Source organism: Collinsella aerofaciens (assembly GCF_901212495.1).
In the GTDB taxonomy this organism is placed as follows: domain Bacteria; phylum Actinomycetota; class Coriobacteriia; order Coriobacteriales; family Coriobacteriaceae; genus Collinsella; species Collinsella aerofaciens_H.
This window is the reverse complement of record NZ_CAAKNY010000016.1, coordinates 12,872-31,273: the sequence shown is the minus strand read 5'-3', so window position 1 is coordinate 31,273 and position 18,402 is coordinate 12,872. Positions and strand designations below refer to the sequence as shown.

Genomic DNA, 18,402 nt, shown 5'->3' with positions numbered 1-18,402 from the left:
GTTCATCGGTTATGGGCGTTTTACTATTGCACGCGCGTGCTATGCTGAATTGGTCTTTTTCTCATCCGGTAACGAAAGGACCGTCCATGCCTACTGACATCGAAATCGCACGTTCTGTTACGCCGCTGCCTATTATCGAGGTGGCCAAGAACGCCGGCGTCGACGTTAAGCATCTGATTCCGTACGGCTTTGACAAGGCTAAGGTCGACTATTCCCTGCTCAACGAGCCAACTGATCATCAGGCCAAGCTCGTCCTCGTGACCGCTATCAATCCCACGCCCGCCGGCGAGGGCAAGACCACCACGACCATCGGCCTGGCCGACGGTCTGCGTCGTCGCGGCGTCAAGAGCGCCGTGGCCCTGCGCGAGCCTTCGCTCGGTCCCGTGTTTGGCGTGAAGGGCGGTGCCGCCGGTGGCGGTTGGGCCCAGGTCATCCCCATGGAGGACATCAACCTGCACTTTACCGGCGACTTCCATGCCATCGGTGCCGCCAACAATCTGCTGGCAGCCATGCTCGACAACCATATTCAGCAGGGCAATCAGCTCGGCATCGACGTTAAGCGCATCACCTGGAAGCGCGTTGTCGATATGAACGACCGTCAGCTGCGCCATGTTATCGACGGCATTGGCGGCAAGGCCCAGGGAGTGCCGCGCGAGGATGGCTTCGACATCACTGTTGCCTCCGAGGTCATGGCAATCCTGTGCCTGTCCACGAGCATCAATGACCTCAAGGAGCGCTTGGGCGAGATCGTTGTCGGCTACAGCTATGCCGGAGAGCCCGTCCGCGCCCGCGACCTTAAGGCCCAGGGAGCTATGGCCGCGCTGCTCAAGGACGCGCTCAAGCCCAATCTGGTGCAGACGCTCGAGGGTACGCCCGCGTTTGTCCACGGCGGTCCCTTCGCCAATATCGCCCACGGCTGCAACTCCATCATGGCCACCCGCATGGCTATGCGTTTTGGCGATGTCGCCATTACCGAGGCCGGCTTCGGTGCCGACCTGGGTGCCGAGAAATTCCTGGACATCAAGTGCCGCATGACGGGCGTTCGTCCCAACGCCGTCGTGGTCGTCGCGACCGCCCGCGCGCTTAAGTACAACGGCGGTGTTGCCAAGGCCGACCTCAACGAGGAGAACCTCGAGGCCCTCAAGGCCGGCATGCCCAACTTGCTGCGCCACGTCGAAAACATCCAGAACGTCTACGGCCTGCCCTGCGTGGTCGCCATCAACCGCTTCCCGACGGACACCGAGGCCGAACTCGAGCTCATCGAGTCCGTGTGCCAGAAGCTCGGTGTCAACGTTAAGCTGTCCGAGGTTTGGGCTAAGGGCGGCGAGGGCGCGCTCGACCTGGCCGATGAGGTCATGCGCCTGATCGAGCAGCCGAGCGAGCTCAAGTTTGCCTACGAGGACGGTGCCGATGTGGCAGACGCCCTGGAGGCCGTTGCCACCAAGGTCTACCGCGCCGATGGCGTCGACTTCACCCCGGCTGCCAAGCGCCAACTCGCCGAGCTGCGCGAGAACGGCTTTGGCAACCTGCCGGTGTGCGTGGCCAAGACGCAGTACAGCTTTAGCGACAACGCCAGGGCGATGGGTGCTCCCGAGGGCTTCCGCATCACCGTGCGCGAGCTCAAGGTTTCCGCCGGTGCCCACTTTGTGGTCGCGTTGACTGGCAGCGTTCTGACCATGCCGGGCCTGCCCAAGGTTCCCGCGGCCGAGAACATCGACGTCGACAACGACGGCAACATCACCGGCCTGTTCTAAGCCTGCTGCTCATAGCTGCTTGTCCGCCCCGCCGCGCCTACCAAGGCCCGGCGGGGCTTTTTGATCCCTTGGGGACGGAAGGATTACGGATCACCGCACAGGGCCGACCCCTAAGTGATCCATAATCCTTCCGTCCCCAAGGGATCATTAGACCAGGTCGCGTACTTTGTTGAGGACGTCTTGCAGGCGCTGCGCGCGGTGGCCGAGCAATTTGACCAGGCAGTCTCCGGTGGCAAGACGCGTGATACCGCCCGCAATGGCGTCTGCTGCCGGAGCGTCGCTTGCGGGGGCTGCGGCGCTGGCGCCGATCTCGCCCGTTTGGGATTGCAGGTAGTCGCGGATGGTGGCAAAGCGCGCGCCATCGATATCGAGGTTTACCAGCACCAGATTGGCCAGATGCGAGTAGGCGCCAAAAAAGCCAAACCCCTCCATGTCGGTCGAGGTGGGCCGGTAGATGGTGTTGTCGATAAAGACCGGCGTGCCCGAGCAGGTCACACGTACATGGCTGCGATAATCGCGGTACGCAAACCGTTCACCGCGCGCCACGCGCCCGCAACTAAGAATCTCCTCGTATGCCATATGCGAACTATCGTCGGTGAGCTCGATGACCGTGTCGGTCGAAAACGACGACGCCGCAAAGGGAATCTGCGGGAGGGGCTGATAGTCCAGGTAGGCATGCGCGCCAACATGGATGCGAGTCGTGCGCTCGGCATGCTCGCCGTCTTCCATACGGTGGATCTTCTCGAAGGCTTGCGTGGTCATGGAAAGCGCGGCGCCCGGCTCAACGTCAACCGTAAGCTCCTGACGGTCGCCTGCCATAATGCCTGCCGACACGCTCATGACCATGAGTTGCTTTGGTGCCGCGAGCTTGCTGCGCCCGTCGTCTTGCCCCGCAAGGCGCCCGTAGCCAGGTAGATCGTGCTCGCACACATCAAACGCATGCGTCACCTTAAAGGGCATCGATGCATACAGCTCGGGCACGGCCGTCACGCCATCGCGGGCGGTTGCCTTCAGGCGCAGCTCGGAGGTGCGACCAAATCGATTTTCGCCATCGTTGCGGTGCTCGTCGTGCATTTAGGCCTCCTCAGCAAGGTCCTCGAGCAGTACGTCGTGTTTGATCCACGAGATGACTTCGTCCACGCCTTCGCCCTTCATAATGTTCGTGAAGAGGAAGGGGCGCGCTCCGCGCATACGGCGGGAGTCGCGGTCCATGACCTCGAGCGATGCGCCTACGTAGGGCGCCAGATCGATTTTATTGATGACCAAAAGGTCACTCTTCATAATGCCGGGGCCGCCTTTGCGAGGGATCTTATCGCCCTCGGCCACATCGATAACAAACACTGTGGCATCGGCGAGCTCGGGGGAGAACGTGGCGGAAAGGTTATCGCCGCCACTCTCCACAAAGACGATCTGGATATCGGGGTGGCTCTCTACAAGTCCCTCGACGGCCTCGAGGTTCATACTTGCGTCCTCGCGAATGGCGGTGTGCGGGCAGCCGCCGGTCTCCACGCCCACGATACGGTCGGCGGGCAGCACCGAGTTCTTGGTCAAAAACTGTGCGTCCTCGTGTGTGTAGATGTCGTTGGTGACGACGCCGATCGGGTACTCGTCCGCCATCTTGCGCACGAGGGCCTCAATCAATGCGGTTTTGCCAGACCCTACGGGACCGGCGATTCCGATGCGAACGTGCGACATGTAGTTTCCTTTCCGATGGCGGATTAACAGGTTGGGACGCTTCCGACGGGGGCGGCAGGGGCATTTCTAACTCATATAGAGCCGCGAGTAGAGCGTCTCGTGCTCGATGCAGCGCGTGTCAAAACCGGGGCACGAAAGTCCGAGCATAGTTGCTTCGCAGTTCAGGGCGGTATCGTTGGCCGTCTCCATGGCACTAAACGAACCGGTGATGATCTGCTGTCCCGCAGTCTGCGACAGCGGCACCGTCTTGACACAGTTGACGACTATGGCAGAGACCTGGGAATAGAGATAGCGATGCATAAGGGGTGCGAGATCTATGTCGGCAAGGGCGGCAAGCACTCCATAGGCCACGTTGACGGCATGATCGCGCTGCGAGGCCGCATAGCCCGAAAAGAACGCGGCGGCCTCGGGATCTAAAACCTCGAGTTCGCTGACTGTGCGGATAAACCGCGCCGCCAGCTTATTCATGGCGGCGCGGGGCTCGGTAGGCGTTTTGAGCGCCTGCAGCTCGAGTTCCAGTGCGACCAGTGCATCCATATCCGCATGCCGAGTGGCCTCGTAGCCAAGGCGCATACCCAACAGCTCGGTATAGGTGAGTGGGTATGCGATCTGGCCCGCAACATAGGCGGCAGCGCTGTCGGCATCACGAACGATGCCAAGCTGGATAAAGGTCTCGAGTCCAAAAGAATGGGAGTACGTACCAATGGGAAAGACCGAGTCGCAAATCTGCTGCAGGAGAAGTTCGGATGCGGGACTCACGATGCGGTACCTTTCTTTTGGACGATCTTAAAATCGCTGGCAAGCTCGACGGTCGCCTGCACGGCGCGCGTCGAGAAACGCCGATCCGCGGGAAGCGGGCAGACCGTTTTGGATACACGCACGCCGGGAATGCCGGCAAGCATGCGGTCGAGGACGGGCATGGCGGGGGCGAGCAGGCGCACCGTGTGTTCGTCGCTGTCGCCGCGAAAGAATGGCGCATGCATGTTGCCCACTTCCCAGCAGGCGTGGGCCAAGGCAAGGGGTTCCATCCGGTCGCATTCGATGAGCAACGCTTCTGCGCGCCGCGGTCGCGCGACGACCACGATGGGAACCTCGCCTACATCCTCGACGCATCCCAGCACGTCGCCGTCTGTAAGGGGCTGGTCGAGCGCCGCGTCTCCCAAGCGAATGCCAACATCGCGTCCCGCCTCGCTTGCTTTGCGGATTACGCGCCGGCGGCATTCGTCCCAGTCGAGCAGAACCTCGTCGGTTGTGAACGCCCCGCCCAGACGCCGGCGAAGCGCCAGCTCAAAGGAGGGGTCGTTGAGGTTGCCCTCGATATGTGTGCAGAGCATGCGCCCCTCCTTGTGCTGATCGTGGGCCGCGTGGAGCCGGGGGCTGTGCCCGGGTCCACGCGGTGGCAAAGTGGTTATTAGAACAGGTTGTAGAGCTGCGTGAGCGGCAGCTTGGTCGCCGGCTCGCAGCTGGCGAGCTTGCCGTCGACGGTGACCTTGTAGGTCTCGGGGTCGACCTCGATCGTGGGCATGGCGCCGTTGAGCTTCATGTCGGCCTTGCCCACGGTGCGGCAGCCGTGTACGGGCACGACGTGTTTCTTAAGGCCGAGCTTCTTGGGTACCTCCAGGTCCAGGGCGGCCTGGCTCATAAACGTCAGGCAGCTCGTTGCGCGGGCGAGACCGTCAGCCGCGAACATGTGGCGGTAGGTGACCGGCTCGGTGGTGGGGATGGAGGCGTTGGCGTCACCCATCTTGGAGGCGACGATCATGCCGCCCTTGATGATGATATCCGGGCGCGAGCCAAAGAAGGCCGGGTTCCACAACACCAAGTCGGCAAACTTACCCACCTCGACCGAGCCCACGTAATCGGCCACACCGTGGGTGAGCGCCGGGTTAATCGTGTACTTGGCAACGTAGCGGCGGGCGCGGAAGGTGTCGTTGTCGTGACCCTCGTCCTCGGGAAGCGGTCCGCGTTGGGCACGCATCTTGGATGCCGTCTGCCAGGTGCGGGTGATGACCTCGCCCACACGGCCCATGGCCTGGCTGTCGGAGCTCATCATGCTAAAGACGCCCATGTCCTGCAAAACATCCTCGGCCGCAATCGTCTCGGGGCGGATACGGCTGTCGGCAAAGGCGACGTCCTCGGGGATGCGCTTGTCCAGATGGTGGCAGACCATGAGCATGTCCATATGCTCGTCGAGCGTATTGTGGGTGAAGGGCATGGTGGGGTTGGTGGAGCTGGGCAGCACGTTGGGCTCGCTCGCAATGCGGATGATGTCGGGCGCGTGGCCGCCGCCGGCGCCCTCGGTGTGGTAGGTGTGGATGGCACGGCCGCCAATCGCGGCGATGGTGTCCTCGACGCAGCCGGCTTCGTTGAGCGTGTCGGTGTGAAGGGCAACCTGCACGTCGTAGCTATCGGCCACGTTGAGTGCATGGTTGATAGCCGCCGGGGTGGCGCCCCAGTCCTCGTGGACCTTCAGGCCGATGGCGCCGGCCTCGATCTGCTCGGCCAGCGGACGCTCGTCCGAGCAGTTGCCCTTGCCGGTGAAACCCAGGTTCATGGGGTATTCCTCGGCAGCCTTGAGCATCATCGAGATGTTCCAGGGGCCAGGGGTGGAGGTGACGGCGTTGGTGCCGTCGGCCGGGCCCGTGCCGCCGCCGATCATGGTGGTCACGCCCGAGTAGAGGGCGCAGTCGATCTGCTGCGGGCAGATGAAGTGGATATGCGTGTCCAGGCCGCCTGCGGTAAGGATGAGCCCCTCGCCGGCCAGGGCCTCGGTGCCCGCGCCAACGGTCATGCCCGGGGTGACGCCGTCCATGATGTCGGGGTTGCCGGCATGGCCGATGCCGACGATGTAGCCGCCCTTAATGCCAATGTCGGCCTTGTAGATACCCGTGTAGTCGAGCACAAGCGCGTTGGTGATTACCAGGTCCAGATCGCCGTCGGCGCTGGTGGTGGTGACGGACTGGCCCATGCCGTCGCGCAGCGTCTTGCCGCCGCCAAACTTGGCCTCCTCGCCATAGGTGGTCAAGTCGCGCTCCACCTCGATGATCAGGTCGGTATCGGCCAGACGAACCTTGTCTCCGACGGTGGGTCCGTACATGGCGGCGTATTTATTGCGGTCGATAGAAAATGACATGGCTAGCGCGCCTCCTCGATATCGTTATCCCAGCCCTCGGGGAATCCCGTCGCCGGGCCCTCGCGATAGTCGAGGAAGCCGCGACGACGGGCCTTCTCCATGCTCGCTGCGAGGTTGCGGGGAACCGCCTCGCCGCGCGTGAGGTCGTTGAGGCCAAAGACGCGCTTGGCGCCTCCCAGCTCAACAAGATTCACGACCTTTTCCTCGCCCGGCTCAAAACGGACGGAATTGCCGCTGGGAATGTCGAGTCGATAGCCAAAGGCCTCGGCACGATCGAAGGACAGCGCGCGGTTAACCTCAAAGAAGTGAAAATGGCTACCGACCTGCACGGGGCGGTCGCCCTTGTTGGTGACCCGGATCTGTTTGGTGGCGCGTCCGGCGTTGAGCGTGATCGGCTCGTCGCCGCAGATGACTTCTCCAACTTTCATGCGTGATACTCCTTGCTATTACTGGATGGGGTCGTGGACGGTGACGAGCTTGGTGCCGTCGGGGAAAGTCGCCTCGACTTGAACCTCGGCCACCATATCGGCCACGCCCTCCATGACGTCGTCGCGGGTGAGGATTTGCTTGCCCAGGCTCATGAGCTCGGCGACGTCGTGACCGTCGCGGGCGAGCTCCAAAAGCTCCGAGCTAATGAGCGCGACGGACTCGGGGTAGTTGAGCTTGAGTCCGCGCGCGCGACGCTCCTTGGCAAGATTGCCCGCCACGTGGAGCATCAGTTTCTCCTGGTCTTTTTCGTTGAGTCTCACGATGCGGTTCCTTTCTTATCAGGGTCTGGTGTGGCTGAGGTTACGAGGGACTTGACTGGGGTCGATGATTGGCTGCACTTACAACCACAGCAGCGCGCCCAAGTAGGCGTAGGTAAAGCTCGTCGCCAGCGCGCTCATGGCGATATAGACGACGCTCGTGGTAATGGCCATGGATGCGACGTTGGCCACGGTGCCGTGGATGTCTTTGGGAAGCCAGCTGGCGACCAGCTCGGCAATGGGTGCGCCCAGGATGCCGCCGAGCACGCCGGCGACAAGGGCAACCGGGATATTGGCGCCCAATGCGAGCACGCAGGCGGGTCCGGTGCTGACGACGGGAACGTAGGTGGCGCACCAGCCGCCGTCGGCAAATTTGCTCGCGTAGAGCAGCACGCCCACGGCCGCCGAGGTAAACTGCGACAGCACGATGGCGGGAAGTGCCGCCCCGGCTCCGTTGACATTGTGGCCGGGGCACAGGATGGTGCCCAGGATGAGGCCGGCGAAGATAAAGAGGCTTACGACCTCGTTGCCGTAGAACGGGGCCTCGGAGAACTCGGCCAGAACGCGACGGACAAACCACAGGGGTGTCGTGACGTCCTCGACGGGGCTGAGCGTGCCGCGGTTCTGGGGAATATCCTGCTTGGTGATCCAGGGGAGCTCACGAAGCACGATAAAGATGACAAAGCCCGTGAGTGCCATAGCGGTGACGTTGGAGACGACGCCGGGCAATCCGAGCGGCGTGCCAATGGTTGCCGTCAGCCAGGTTGCGGTGGGAGAGCACAGCAGCGCCGCCAGCACGCTCGAGGTGAGCAGTGCCGGTACGCTGGGGCCGTAGAGCAGCATCGTTGCGGGCGGGGCGGCGACGATGGGGATGAAGGTGGCGACACAGGTCACATCACCCGCGGCGCCGAAGCCGTCGATAAAACGGAAGACAAAGATGGTGAGTGCCAAGCTCAGCACCTGCGATGCGAGGACCCAGGGAAACATGCGGTGCTCGCCATAGCAGACGGTAAAGCCTTGGAAGCGGCTGTTTTTGCGCGCGAGCAGGTAGGCGGCCGCGCCGCCGATGATGGTGCCGGCGCCGGCAAAGACGCTCGCGTAGAACTGCGGTTCTGTGAAGTCCATCAAAAACCATACGAGCTGCCTGGGGAGTGAAGCGGTGATGCCGGTGATGACGTTTGTGTAGTCAAGCTGGGGGATGAGCGTCGACCCTTGTGCGACGAGGATACTCAGTAGGGCGTAGAGGCCAAAGCCGATCGCCATGCTGATGACAAAGCCTACAGGGGAGCCGAATGTGGGCGAAGGGACATTTTGCTTGGAGTCGGTATGGGGCATAGGTATTCCTCTCGTTTCTCTAGAGAGGAATGCTAGTGAGATGCCCGTCCCATAGGGGGCGTCATTGGAGCGGTTTAACCGCCTCATAACAAAGTGCCACGTTTCTTGAAATACATTGATCCGCATGCGACGGAGGAAAACGGATCATTTTGTGGCTGTTGGGTCAAGGATGGGGTCGTTCGTTCAAAACTATGCCGGTTTACTACGATGAATCGGTATACCTCGACCATACCTTGATTTTCCGATAATGGCCGATTCGTCTACCTGCGGTTTTGTTTTCTTATAAAGTAGCGTGCTCAGGTTCGGGCGATTTATCGTAGTAAACCGGCATAGTTTTGGACGTGGCGGCAATGTTGCGCAACAAGAATGGAGATTTCTCCCGTACGGTGTAGTTGGAAGAACTGCGCGGGCGCATTGCGGCTGCGACGAGAGACGGGAGATGCGCAGTATTGCACTAAGTGCGGAGCTCAGATACCCGATGGCTCCATGGTTTGCACGAGCTGCGGCGGTCGCGTGGGCGGAGTTGAGGACCAGGCGGAGCCTGTGGCGTTTCCGGTAGGGGATGCGCCGGAGACCGCTCCTGCGGGGCAGCACGCTCCTCAGGGTGCCTCGGCTCATATGGCGGCGCAGTCTCGTTATGAGGAACCTATGCCCGCGCCTGCTGAGGCCTCTCAGCCGTTTGTTCCTACGCCGCCCAAGAAACCCAAGCACAAGGGCCGTATTGTCGCTGCCGTTATCGGCGGTGTTGCCGTTGTCGCCATTGTGGCGGCAAGTGTTGTCGTGCCGCGTATCAGCGCATCTTCCGAGGTGACCTCGGGTGGCAAGGGCTACGTTGTCTGCGCATGCGAGACCAAGATTCTGCCAACTCTAAGGACTCGATAAACAAAACCATCGCAACGGTCGCCACGACGCTGGAGCAGCTGAAGTCGAAGGACGATGACAGTGCGCAGGCGAGCTACGAAGCCGTTTCCGCCACGCAGGATGTCAACTTTACGGCTGCGGTTGGCGAAGGCCCGCTGAATCCGTCCCCCGGTGACACGTGCCAGATCACGGCTACGTGGACCTATCCCCAGGTGAAGGGCCAGGGCGTGGGCGCCGCCAAGTTTAACAAGGATATGGTTCAACTCGTTGCGGACACGCTCGATGCGAGCAAGCAGGCCTCGATGGATGACGAGGACAGCCGCGTGACCATGATGTATACCGCCGAGATCGTCTCGATTGACGGCGATATCGCCTGCGTGCGAACCTCCACCGACAGCTATCAACCTCCGTATCGTTCGGAGCGAGTGACAAGGTCGGCGTACTACAACCTTAAGACGGGCGAGCGGGTTTCGCTCGAGGATTCGCTTGCGCAGCATGGGCTCTCGTTCGACACCCTCAAGAGTGAGGCCAAGCAGGCAATTAAGACGGCAAAGCCGAATTTTGACTCTGTGTCCGAAGACAACATCGACGATGACGATAACTACACCGAGGATCATTTCTACTACGATGGCAAGGGCTATATCATCGTCCTCGATACTGGCGAGTTTGACTGCATGGCATGGGATACGCACGACTTGGTTGCGCACGCCTTCGACTCGAGCTATTCCTGCGATCAGGACGTGACGCCCGAGCGAGCCAAGGCTACATACGTGTCCAACGAGTAGAGTAAGGCGGCAGGGAGTGATCTGAACAGTCCCCGGTGGCGCAAAGCGCAGCGACGTCGGGGTCTTTTTGATGCAGATTGGCTCCGAAACAAGCCGTCTGGGCCAGCCGCGCCACGAAAAGCGCCCATCTACTACGTTTGTCCAGGTTGTACCGGCCATGGAGCGTTTTTTAACAATGCGGCAAGACGTTTACCTGCGGTTTTGTTAACTCAAATTTGGCTATGGTTAGCACCCTTGGGTTAAACGTAGTAGATGGGCGCATTTCGTGGCATACGACCCAAGCGGGGAGGTATTAGCCGCGTTGGAGGCCGAAGAGTTTGGCGTTGCGCTCGGCGACCATCATGTTGATGTCGGCGATTTCCATCTCGCCGTCAATGTAGGGCTGGTAGGTGCCGTACGGGTCGCCAGCGCCCAGGCTGCAACTGCCACAGTTGTCGCAGCTGCCGTTGCCACAGCCTGCGAGCGCCAGCTTGATGATATCCTCGCGCTCGGCACGCGTCGTGTCTTTGATGAGCTTGCTTTTTGCCATGACGTTCCTCGATTCGCTTGTTGCCGCCTGTCGCGCATGTCTTGTAAATACCGACGGCCTTTGCCCATCATAGGCTTTTGCGCGGGTAGAATGCATGGATAACTTGATGCTTACAGGCGACGGAAAGGAATCGTTGCATGGACCAGGATAAGACGACCGTGATGGGCGGGTACGGTTCCGCGCAGGCTGGCGATAGCGCCGATGCGACCCGCGTTGTTCCCAACCCCGGTTATACCGACCCCGCCGCGACGCAGCCTTCTGCCGAGCCCACCCGGGTAATGGGCTATGGCGACACGGCGCAGGATTCTTACGCTGCATCTTCGCAAGGCCCCTATGGCAACGCAGCTCCGGACCCGTTTGATTGTGCGCCGCAGGATTCTTATGCCGCCTCGACGCCGAATTCCTATGATGACCTGCCGCAAAATCCCATTCCGCAGCCTCAGCAGACGACGTATATGCCTCGCACGGCGCAGCCTCGCTATGAGTCGCGCGAGCCGTATCGCGAGTATCCCAAGTCGATTCCGCAATATGGCGAGGACGAGGAGCAGAAGCCGTCGCGTTCGTCGAGCGTGATCAAGAAAATCCTGATCGTGCTGGCGATCTTCTTTGCCCTGTCGGTCGTGTTTGCCATCGTGTCGGGCATGCTCAACAAGCGTGGCGCCACGACTGATACCACGGCCGAGCAGACCGAGACTGCCCAGTCCAGCACCGTTAACCTGAGCGATATCCCGGGTCAGTACTGGTCCAACGCCAAGAAGCTCCTCAAGTCGCGCGGGGCCGATCTTTCGAACGCCGTGATCCTGACCGATGACGGCTCAACGCCTATTGTCGACGCCAACTGGGTGGTTACGTCTGCATACTACAACGGCGATGGCAACCTGGAGGTCCAGCTCACGCACAAGGGCGGCTCGTCGAGGAATGCGTCCGGCGACCAAGGCGCCACGGACAGCTCGAGCTCTAACATGCTGGAGGACTTGAGCAGCAAGGCGCAGGAGCTGGGAGATAAGGCCCAGAATCTGGGCGATACCGCGCGGAACCTGGGCGACATGGCGACGAACGCCTGGGATGCCCTGCAAAACGGCATTTCGAACGCGCAGGGAAACTAGCGGTCGAGCGGTTAGAGCCTTAGCAGTGCAAACAAAAATGGGGCGCAGGATTGCGTGACCGGGCGCATATGCGCATTGGTCGGCGGTCCTGCGTCCCGTTTTGCTGTCGATTACAGCTGCTCGGCCGGACGGTCGGGCGAGCTGAAGCCCGAGTCAAATGTGACGACGCACGAGACATCGGGCCGGCGTTCGTGTACGATGCGCGTGACGAGCTCCAGCAGCTCCTCGTCGGATATGTCAAAGCCGTCGGGACGCACCAGGTCAAACGAAACGAACCCGTCGTGCTCGTGCAGGTCGTGGATGGAGAGCGCGGGATCGATCTGCATGACGCCGCGCTTGACCCAGCCGCGCAGGTCGTCGCCGGTGGTGGCGATGGGGTCGCAGTGTAGCGTGATGTCGATGCCCATCTGATGCTTGATTTCGTGTTCGATGGTGTCCAGAATCTCGTGGTGCTCAAAGGCATCGCCCTCGCCGGGCATTTCCACGTGCGCACTGGCAAATTGCCGACCGGGGCCGTAGTCATGCACCATGAGGTCGTGTGTGCCCAAGACCTGGGGGTACGACATAATCCTGTCGCGGATTTCCTGGACGAGCTTGGGGTCGGGCGCTTGTCCCAACAGCGGACTGATGGCATCGCGCACCAGGCCCATGCCGCTGATGCAAATGAAGATGCCCACGCCCAGGCCCGCCCAGCCGTCGAGGTCAAAGCCTGTCGTTTGCGAAATAAGCGCCGCCGCTAAGACCGAGCCCGAGGTGATGACGTCATTCTTGGAGTCCTGCGCCGTAGCGATGAGCGTCTCCGAGTCGATGCGGTCGCCCAGCGTGCGGTTGAACGCAGCCATCCAGAGCTTAACGAGCATGGACGTAGCCAGTGCCGCAAGGGAAACAAGCGTGTAGGCGGTGGGGGAGGGCTTGATGATCTTGGTGACCGACTCCAGGATCAGGTTGATGCCGACGGCGCAAACGAGGACGGCGACAAACAAGCCGGCGAGGTACTCGTAGCGGCCGTGGCCATAGGGGTGCCCCTCGTCGGCCGGGCGGCTGGCAAGGCGGAATCCGAGCAGGCTCACGATGTTGCTCGAGGCGTCGGAAAGATTGTTGAAGGCATCGGCGATAAGCGAGACGGAGCCCGCGAGCAGACCAGCTATGCCCTTGGCCAGACACAGGGTGATGTTGAGCCCGATGCAGATGAGGCCAGCGGCAAAGCCGGCGTTGGTGCGGCAGGAGGTATCGACCGGCTCGCCCTCGCTGCCGGGAACAAGCGTATGTACCAGCCGATTTACAAATAGCATGGTGTGTCTCCTCGCATTCTTATTAAGGGGATAGTGTAGCTCGCACAGACGCAACGCGCGCCGGTGCTCAGAAAATGCAGTAATGGTCTGCCGGCGCTAACGGGCGCGAGGCGGAGGGGGGCGACTGCCCGTACGCCTTCGAGTTCACTGTGCCTTTCCGTCCGACCGAGTGCTCCATTTTGGGCCACATGGGTATGGGTGTGTGCCGGTTTGCTCGACATACTTAATGTTGACAGTCCCTGTGCAAAGGAGGACGTTTCTATGGACGAGATGTTTGCCATTAAATGCCTTGAGGGCGAGTCGACCCAGCGCGTGTTTGAGTGCCCGTTCTGCGGTAATAAGATCGGCGTTGCCGACCTGCTCAAGCCAGGGACGTTTAGGAGCTCCTGACCATGGGCGTCGGTGTGGAGTACGTGCCCGAGCAGGGTGTTTCCTGTGAGATAACGCCGCAGCAGGCGCATGTCAACGCGCTGCATGAAGCGTTTTGTCAAGTGCTTTTTAGAGTTATTGCCGCAAGGCACAATGCTTTCAAAGACCGCGCCCCGGACAATAAGGCGGTGGCTGCGCGTTCTGCGTTCCTCTTTGGAAAGCTTCTGACGCAACATCTTTTCCCGGTTCTCAAACTGCCGGATTTTCTTCTTTCCGTCCTCAATCTCGGCTTGTAGTTCCTCGCGGGTTTTTCTCTCTTGGTTTTGTCATGGTTGGTCGCTCCTTTCTGCTCATAGGCATAGAAAAAGGACAGTCGATTTTCTCGGCTGCCCTTGTGGGTGGGTATTAAGTTTTATTGTGTGCTGTTTTATCTTACCCTTATTGTTTTGACACTTCACTTAAACGGGATATTTCATCATCATTATTTAATAATCGTGTTGATAGCAGACTGTACCGCTTTATATCTCCCCTCATTTGAGGGTGCTGCTAAACAGGTAATCAAATATGCTTTTCCATCTTTTTTATACAGAACAACAAGGCTATAGGAAGATGCCATTGTTCCTGTTTTCATTCCTTTAACATTTTCATTATAGTACGGTGAATTTTCATCCAAAAACTCATTTGTATTTTTCCATGTAAATTCGCCTTGCGGAGTTTGAATTGAAAATTCGCTTTTTCCAATACATTCTTTAACAAAATCGTAGTTAAGGAGCTTCAACGCTACGCGGTTAATGTCCTCTAAATGAGAGTTAGCTTGCATAGACGCGCCACTTGGGTCATTATATAAGTTTGTTTTGGAATAGCCTGCTTTGATTAAATACTCATTAAGTTCTGTCATGAAATAATCTATATATTCCGTTGCTGTATAACCTTCGCCTAATTCGTTTTTAGCGATATGATATGCCAAGGCATATGCTGCGTCATTTCCCGAAGGAACAAGCATAGCCTCCACGATTTGTTTAACTGTGTATTCCCCAGCATACAGATTTGCTAAAGATGAACCCGCCGGTACAAGTTCCAATACTTCTTGATTTACTTCAACAATATCTTCCAAATCTACTTTTCCCAAAGCATAATCAATGGCAAATAGTTTTGCCAAACTTGCGACAGTGGGCAACTGGCTATCGCCCTCGTATAATAAATATTCTTCTTGCTCAATATCATAAACAGAAAACGAAAGCGCGTCCTGCGGAATATTAAGTTCATTTGTATTCATTTGAAAATCAACTTTTTTTAAGACATCTTTCAAAAAGTCAAAACGATAGATACCTGTTTTATATAGTCCAACTGCCGCAACAAGTGATACGAACAGCATTGTTACAAAAATTATTATTATCTTTTTATATTTTCTGCTTCTGCGTTTTTTCATATTTTCTCACCCACAAACTCTTGCTTGTCATTTGGTTGCTTTGAGAAATGTATATCATAATAATGTGAACTAAGGCGTACAACCTCGGCAGCTTCCTCGTTGATTATCCAAAAATCCTTGTTGTCCGGGTCTTTGACATAGCCGTAAGGGGCTTCGGTGGCAATCGGCTTTCCACTCATGCCTTTGGTCTTAATGCCCGTTTTCACTTTCTTACTGATGTCCTTTGCGTACCACTCCGACATGATATTGATAAAGGGGGCAAACTCCAATGTGTCGGGGTTTTCGCTGTCTATGCCGTTGTTGACTGCGATAAAGCGCACATTGTTTCGTCTGAAAATCTCCATAGCGTTGCCGACTTGGAGATAGTCGCGCCCCCAGCGGGTAAGGTCTTTCATAATGCAGACACCGATTTTGCCGCTTTCCACATCTTCAATCATGCGGGAATAAGCAGAACGGTCAAAAAATCTGCCGCTTTCGTCGTCGTCAATGTAGTGCCGGATATTGGTTAGGTGTTGCCCTTTGGCGTAGTTCTCCAAAAAGATTTTTTTGGTTCTGTATGCTGTTACTCTCGCCGCCGTTCCTGTCCTCGTCGCCTACGGAAAGGCGGGAATATAGGGCTGTGATTTTATTATAATTGCTCATGTGCATATCCCTCCTGCGTCTATAAAGGTGTTGCTTACAGTTAAGATTATGCACTCCAGCTGGTGCGTCAGTATCCCGACGCTTTTGCCGGGCACGACGTGGAAGACGCGATTCAAAATGACCTGATGCTCTTCTATTTACCCATGGCGCTCGCGGGCCTGCGCATGATGGCGTCCTTCCCGGGCAAAGGGCTGAGCAAGGAGACCCTGGTGTACTACGAGGTGCTCGACTGGGCTTATTCCAGGGCCAACTACCTGGATGTTCGCCTTATGGGCATTTTGGAGCCGTGGGACTTTGGCAAGGTGGGGCCGTTCGATCCTGCTATGCAGGAAGGCGACTTCCGCGTCGTTTCCGTCGATGCGTCTACCAAGGACCAGGTGGTCATTGATAAGTTGGCACTCGATATTGCCGGCAACGATGCCGAGGCGGTGCTGGGGCTCAAAAAAGAGCATCCGCGCCTGGGCGCACAAGGCCCACAAGCATAAGGACGGCCTGGTGATGGCGCCGGCCTACTTTGTCGATCGTTCGGCGACGGACAGCCGCGATGGCGAGCAGGTGCGTATTGCCGTAAACGGCCAGACGGGTCGTGCGGCCGCGAGACGGATAAAGAGGACGCCCGCATTTCATCACAATTGGAGCATCGCCGTCGCAAAGGTGAATCCGGCAAGGCTTGGCAGATTCTGCAGCAGCGGATCGACATGCGCCAAACCACCGAAAATGATACCATCTCAGGGATAGACAAATCGCCTGAGGCTCGTGAGGTTCGCGCTGGAATGGTGAAGACCATGAGGAAGCTGAAGCAGGCCGTGGAAGAAGCCCGACATGACGACAACAGCGAGTTGGGGGCGGAGCTTCGCGAGATGGATGAACTTAACGAGCGATTAACGAAGATCGGTGACGCGATGGCTGGAGGTATTTCGCGGTGTTCGAAGGTTTGCGTGAGGCTCGTCGGATGAACGATCCCGCGTCCAATCCTTTGCATTGGGCGAATCGTGGTTGGTCAGACAGCAGGTTCAGCATAATTCCGGGGACGGTTCGTAAGGGTCCCGGTACGCATCCCCGCGCGGAGTTCGATCTTCCGTTGGCTTTGTTCTGGACTGCGGTATCGGGTCTGGATGCTTCTACGCGGCGTGATCTTGGCGGTACGCTACTTGAGCCGAGAATCCCGTGGGCGGCAAGTTATTGGCCCGTCTCCTTTTGCTGGCGTGATGGATGGATTATTCTTGAGGACATGAGCTCCATCAATAACGACAGCTCCTCCCGATATATGACGTACTACCGTCCCGTGCGCAAGCTCCCCAATAAGCGTGATGCCATGTTGCATGTGCTGCGTGCCCCGTTCCCGCTGACCACTGACAAGGTTTTCACGGCGTTTTCGACGTGCTCGTTGGGCCATACTGACGACCCGGCGTTCATGCCGCCGTACAATGGGCGCCCTTCCGAGACGATGGTGAGTCTGATGAATTCGTTCCGCATGAAACCGGGCTATATCGTGTGGGGCGGGTATCTGCACGTGTGGGTGAACATCCTGTACTGGATGCGGGAGAGCCGTGACCTTGATTTCCGTCATACGGTCGGTGCTGTCTCCGCCGTCGAGGAGCTGGAGCTGTTCCGTGCGTACAAGGCTTACTATGACCAGCTGCGCCGTGAGGTTCCGGCACCGTACGCGGGCGCGGTGACATGGCCGGACCAGTGCGACCCGCGTTTCCCACCGCCGGGCGACCCTCGCCGCGCGAACTACATCCTCGCGTGAGGTGCGCGCGGTTCCTGCATGGCATCCGACCAATAAGACCATGCGGCGCATGGTTCGTGTCACCGAGTATCGTGGGTGGCAAGAGACTGACAGGGAAGGGTTCGTCCATATTTGCGATCTCTCTTTCCATGGTGCCTCCCGGTCAGTTTCTATCGTAAGTGCGCCCTAAAACAAACACTGCTCAATCAGCTCTTTTCTGCGCAGGGTATCGACCCACTCCTGCGGGATGGCTTTGAGACCGTATGCCGTGCCGGCGAGGGCGCCGGCGACGGCTGCGGTGGTGTCGGTGTCGTCGCCCAGGTTGACGGCGGCAAGGACGCAGGCTTCGTAGCTGTCGGTGTTCACCAAGCACCAGGTAGCGGCTTTAAGCGTGTCGCGCACGAAGCCACCTGACCTGATCTCCTGCTCAGGCATGCCTTTCAGATGGAGTGCCCACGAGGGGAGCGCGCCGTTCATCACATTCCTCATCAGCTCGACAAATATGATGCATGCGTCGGTCGACGTTCTGTGGGCGTGCGTAATCGCGGAGACCTCACCGATCTCTTCGTCTGTCGCATCGGTGAACGCCAGGGGCGCGATGCGCATGAGCGATCCGTTGCCGTTGTCGCGCTCGCCGGAGCCTCCTTTGCCGGTGTGCAGGGCGCGGGCGGTGGTGCCGCCATAATCGAAAACGCCGTCGATCGTATACTCGCCACGGGCAATCCAGCTCACGAATTTGTCGCGCATGTCCTCGGTGTCAATGCGGCCGAGCTCTCTGATGGAGTCGCAGGTGGCGAGCGTCATAGATGTGTCGTCGCTCCAGGTGCCGGCGGGCTGCTCGTGTGTGCCGTAGCCGATCATGTCGGTGCATTCGAACGTGCCACGGGGCTTGAACTCGTAGGGAACGCCCAGCGCGTCGCCGACGGCAAGTCCATAGATGCAGTCGCTCAGTGTCGTTTTCGGTCTGTCTGTCATGGAGCGCTCCTCTTATGTC

At 58.8% G+C, this 18,402-nt stretch carries 19 protein-coding genes and 3 pseudogenes; 8 read left to right on the top strand and 14 right to left on the bottom strand.

Annotation, left to right across the window (positions count from 1 at the left end):
• Window positions 1–86: 86 nt before the first annotated feature.
• A complete protein-coding gene (locus SFLMC1_RS01040) occupies window positions 87–1,754 on the top strand; it encodes a formate--tetrahydrofolate ligase (RefSeq protein WP_152073623.1) in 1,668 nt (555 codons plus the stop codon).
• 147 nt (window positions 1,755–1,901) lie between these two features.
• Here SFLMC1_RS01040 and SFLMC1_RS01035 read toward each other — a convergent pair whose 3' ends face one another.
• The 8 genes and pseudogenes from SFLMC1_RS01035 to SFLMC1_RS01000 form a co-directional block, all read right to left on the bottom strand.
• The gene (locus tag SFLMC1_RS01035; protein ID WP_152073624.1) at window positions 1,902–2,828 is read right to left on the bottom strand and encodes an urease accessory protein UreD; all 927 of its coding nucleotides are present in this window, start codon (window positions 2,826–2,828) and stop codon (window positions 1,902–1,904) included.
• Window positions 2,829–3,449: an urease accessory protein UreG gene (gene ureG, locus SFLMC1_RS01030; protein ID WP_152073625.1), complete on the bottom strand. Its 621-nt coding sequence runs from the start codon at window positions 3,447–3,449 to the stop codon at window positions 2,829–2,831. It abuts the gene before it with no gap.
• Between the two features lie 66 nt (window positions 3,450–3,515).
• Window positions 3,516–4,208 (bottom strand): urease accessory protein UreF, encoded by a 693-nt coding sequence (locus tag SFLMC1_RS01025; protein ID WP_187323799.1) that lies wholly within the window; start codon window positions 4,206–4,208, stop codon window positions 3,516–3,518.
• Window positions 4,205–4,783 carry a hypothetical protein gene (locus tag SFLMC1_RS01020; protein ID WP_152073627.1) on the bottom strand — a complete coding sequence of 193 codons (579 nt, stop codon included), beginning with the start codon at window positions 4,781–4,783 and terminating at the stop codon, window positions 4,205–4,207. Before SFLMC1_RS01020 ends, SFLMC1_RS01025 begins: the two co-directional genes overlap by 4 nt.
• 77 nt (window positions 4,784–4,860) lie before the next feature.
• A complete protein-coding gene (gene ureC / locus SFLMC1_RS01015) occupies window positions 4,861–6,582 on the bottom strand; it encodes an urease subunit alpha (protein WP_154063882.1) in 1,722 nt (573 codons plus the stop codon).
• Window positions 6,583–6,710: 128 nt separating this feature from the next.
• Window positions 6,711–7,010, bottom strand: a pseudogene (gene ureB, locus SFLMC1_RS01010) (urease subunit beta); the annotation flags it as partial.
• Window positions 7,011–7,028: 18 nt separating this feature from the next.
• Entirely contained in the window at window positions 7,029–7,331 is a 303-nt protein-coding gene (ureA, locus tag SFLMC1_RS01005; RefSeq protein ID WP_152073630.1) for an urease subunit gamma, read from the bottom strand.
• Between the two features lie 78 nt (window positions 7,332–7,409).
• Window positions 7,410–8,663, bottom strand: coding sequence for a hypothetical protein (locus SFLMC1_RS01000; RefSeq protein WP_152073631.1), 1,254 nt, complete (start codon window positions 8,661–8,663; stop codon window positions 7,410–7,412).
• A gap of 366 nt (window positions 8,664–9,029) precedes the next feature.
• Between SFLMC1_RS01000 and SFLMC1_RS00995 the strand changes: the two genes are divergently transcribed.
• On the top strand, window positions 9,030–9,545 hold the full coding sequence (locus tag SFLMC1_RS00995) for a zinc ribbon domain-containing protein (protein ID WP_152073632.1): 516 nt from the start codon (window positions 9,030–9,032) through the stop codon (window positions 9,543–9,545).
• Window positions 9,506–10,309, top strand: coding sequence for a hypothetical protein (locus tag SFLMC1_RS00990; RefSeq protein WP_152073633.1), 804 nt, complete (start codon window positions 9,506–9,508; stop codon window positions 10,307–10,309). Before SFLMC1_RS00995 ends, SFLMC1_RS00990 begins: the two co-directional genes overlap by 40 nt.
• 292 nt (window positions 10,310–10,601) lie before the next feature.
• Here the strand turns inward: SFLMC1_RS00990 and SFLMC1_RS00985 are convergent, their stop codons facing one another.
• Window positions 10,602–10,838 (bottom strand): hypothetical protein, encoded by a 237-nt coding sequence (locus tag SFLMC1_RS00985; RefSeq protein WP_152073634.1) that lies wholly within the window; start codon window positions 10,836–10,838, stop codon window positions 10,602–10,604.
• A gap of 137 nt (window positions 10,839–10,975) precedes the next feature.
• Here SFLMC1_RS00985 and SFLMC1_RS00980 point away from each other — a divergent pair, with 137 nt between their 5' ends.
• On the top strand, window positions 10,976–11,944 hold the full coding sequence (locus SFLMC1_RS00980; RefSeq protein WP_152073635.1) for a hypothetical protein: 969 nt from the start codon (window positions 10,976–10,978) through the stop codon (window positions 11,942–11,944).
• Between the two features lie 110 nt (window positions 11,945–12,054).
• Here SFLMC1_RS00980 and SFLMC1_RS00975 read toward each other — a convergent pair whose 3' ends face one another.
• Window positions 12,055–13,236 (bottom strand): cation diffusion facilitator family transporter, encoded by a 1,182-nt coding sequence (locus SFLMC1_RS00975; RefSeq protein WP_152073636.1) that lies wholly within the window; start codon window positions 13,234–13,236, stop codon window positions 12,055–12,057.
• 261 nt (window positions 13,237–13,497) lie between these two features.
• Between SFLMC1_RS00975 and SFLMC1_RS11205 the strand changes: the two genes are divergently transcribed.
• On the top strand, window positions 13,498–13,626 hold the full coding sequence (locus tag SFLMC1_RS11205) for a hypothetical protein (RefSeq protein WP_261981417.1): 129 nt from the start codon (window positions 13,498–13,500) through the stop codon (window positions 13,624–13,626).
• A 134-nt stretch (window positions 13,627–13,760) separates the two neighbouring features.
• On the opposite strand, the pseudogene SFLMC1_RS11200 reads toward SFLMC1_RS11205, so the two are convergent.
• The 3 genes and pseudogenes from SFLMC1_RS11200 to SFLMC1_RS00960 all read right to left on the bottom strand — a co-directional run.
• Window positions 13,761–13,868 (bottom strand): annotated as a pseudogene (locus SFLMC1_RS11200) (DUF3847 domain-containing protein); the annotation flags it as partial.
• A gap of 218 nt (window positions 13,869–14,086) precedes the next feature.
• Entirely contained in the window at window positions 14,087–15,034 is a 948-nt protein-coding gene (locus SFLMC1_RS00965) for a serine hydrolase (RefSeq protein WP_152073637.1), read from the bottom strand.
• Window positions 15,035–15,105: 71 nt separating this feature from the next.
• A pseudogene (locus SFLMC1_RS00960) lies at window positions 15,106–15,676 on the bottom strand (recombinase family protein); the annotation flags it as partial.
• 125 nt (window positions 15,677–15,801) lie between these two features.
• Between SFLMC1_RS00960 and SFLMC1_RS00955 the strand changes: the two are divergent.
• The 3 genes from SFLMC1_RS00955 to SFLMC1_RS00945 all read left to right on the top strand — a co-directional run bounded on the left by SFLMC1_RS00955 (window position 15,802) and on the right by SFLMC1_RS00945 (window position 17,429).
• Window positions 15,802–16,161 carry a hypothetical protein gene (locus tag SFLMC1_RS00955; protein WP_152073638.1) on the top strand — a complete coding sequence of 120 codons (360 nt, stop codon included), beginning with the start codon at window positions 15,802–15,804 and terminating at the stop codon, window positions 16,159–16,161.
• A gap of 300 nt (window positions 16,162–16,461) precedes the next feature.
• Entirely contained in the window at window positions 16,462–16,632 is a 171-nt protein-coding gene (locus SFLMC1_RS00950; protein WP_156064542.1) for a hypothetical protein, read from the top strand.
• 275 nt (window positions 16,633–16,907) lie between these two features.
• Window positions 16,908–17,429: a hypothetical protein gene (locus SFLMC1_RS00945; RefSeq protein WP_152073640.1), complete on the top strand. Its 522-nt coding sequence runs from the start codon at window positions 16,908–16,910 to the stop codon at window positions 17,427–17,429.
• Window positions 17,430–17,594: 165 nt separating this feature from the next.
• Here the strand turns inward: SFLMC1_RS00945 and SFLMC1_RS00940 are convergent, their stop codons facing one another.
• Window positions 17,595–18,383, bottom strand: coding sequence for an ADP-ribosylglycohydrolase family protein (locus tag SFLMC1_RS00940; RefSeq protein WP_152073641.1), 789 nt, complete (start codon window positions 18,381–18,383; stop codon window positions 17,595–17,597).
• Window positions 18,384–18,402 lie beyond the last annotated feature (19 nt).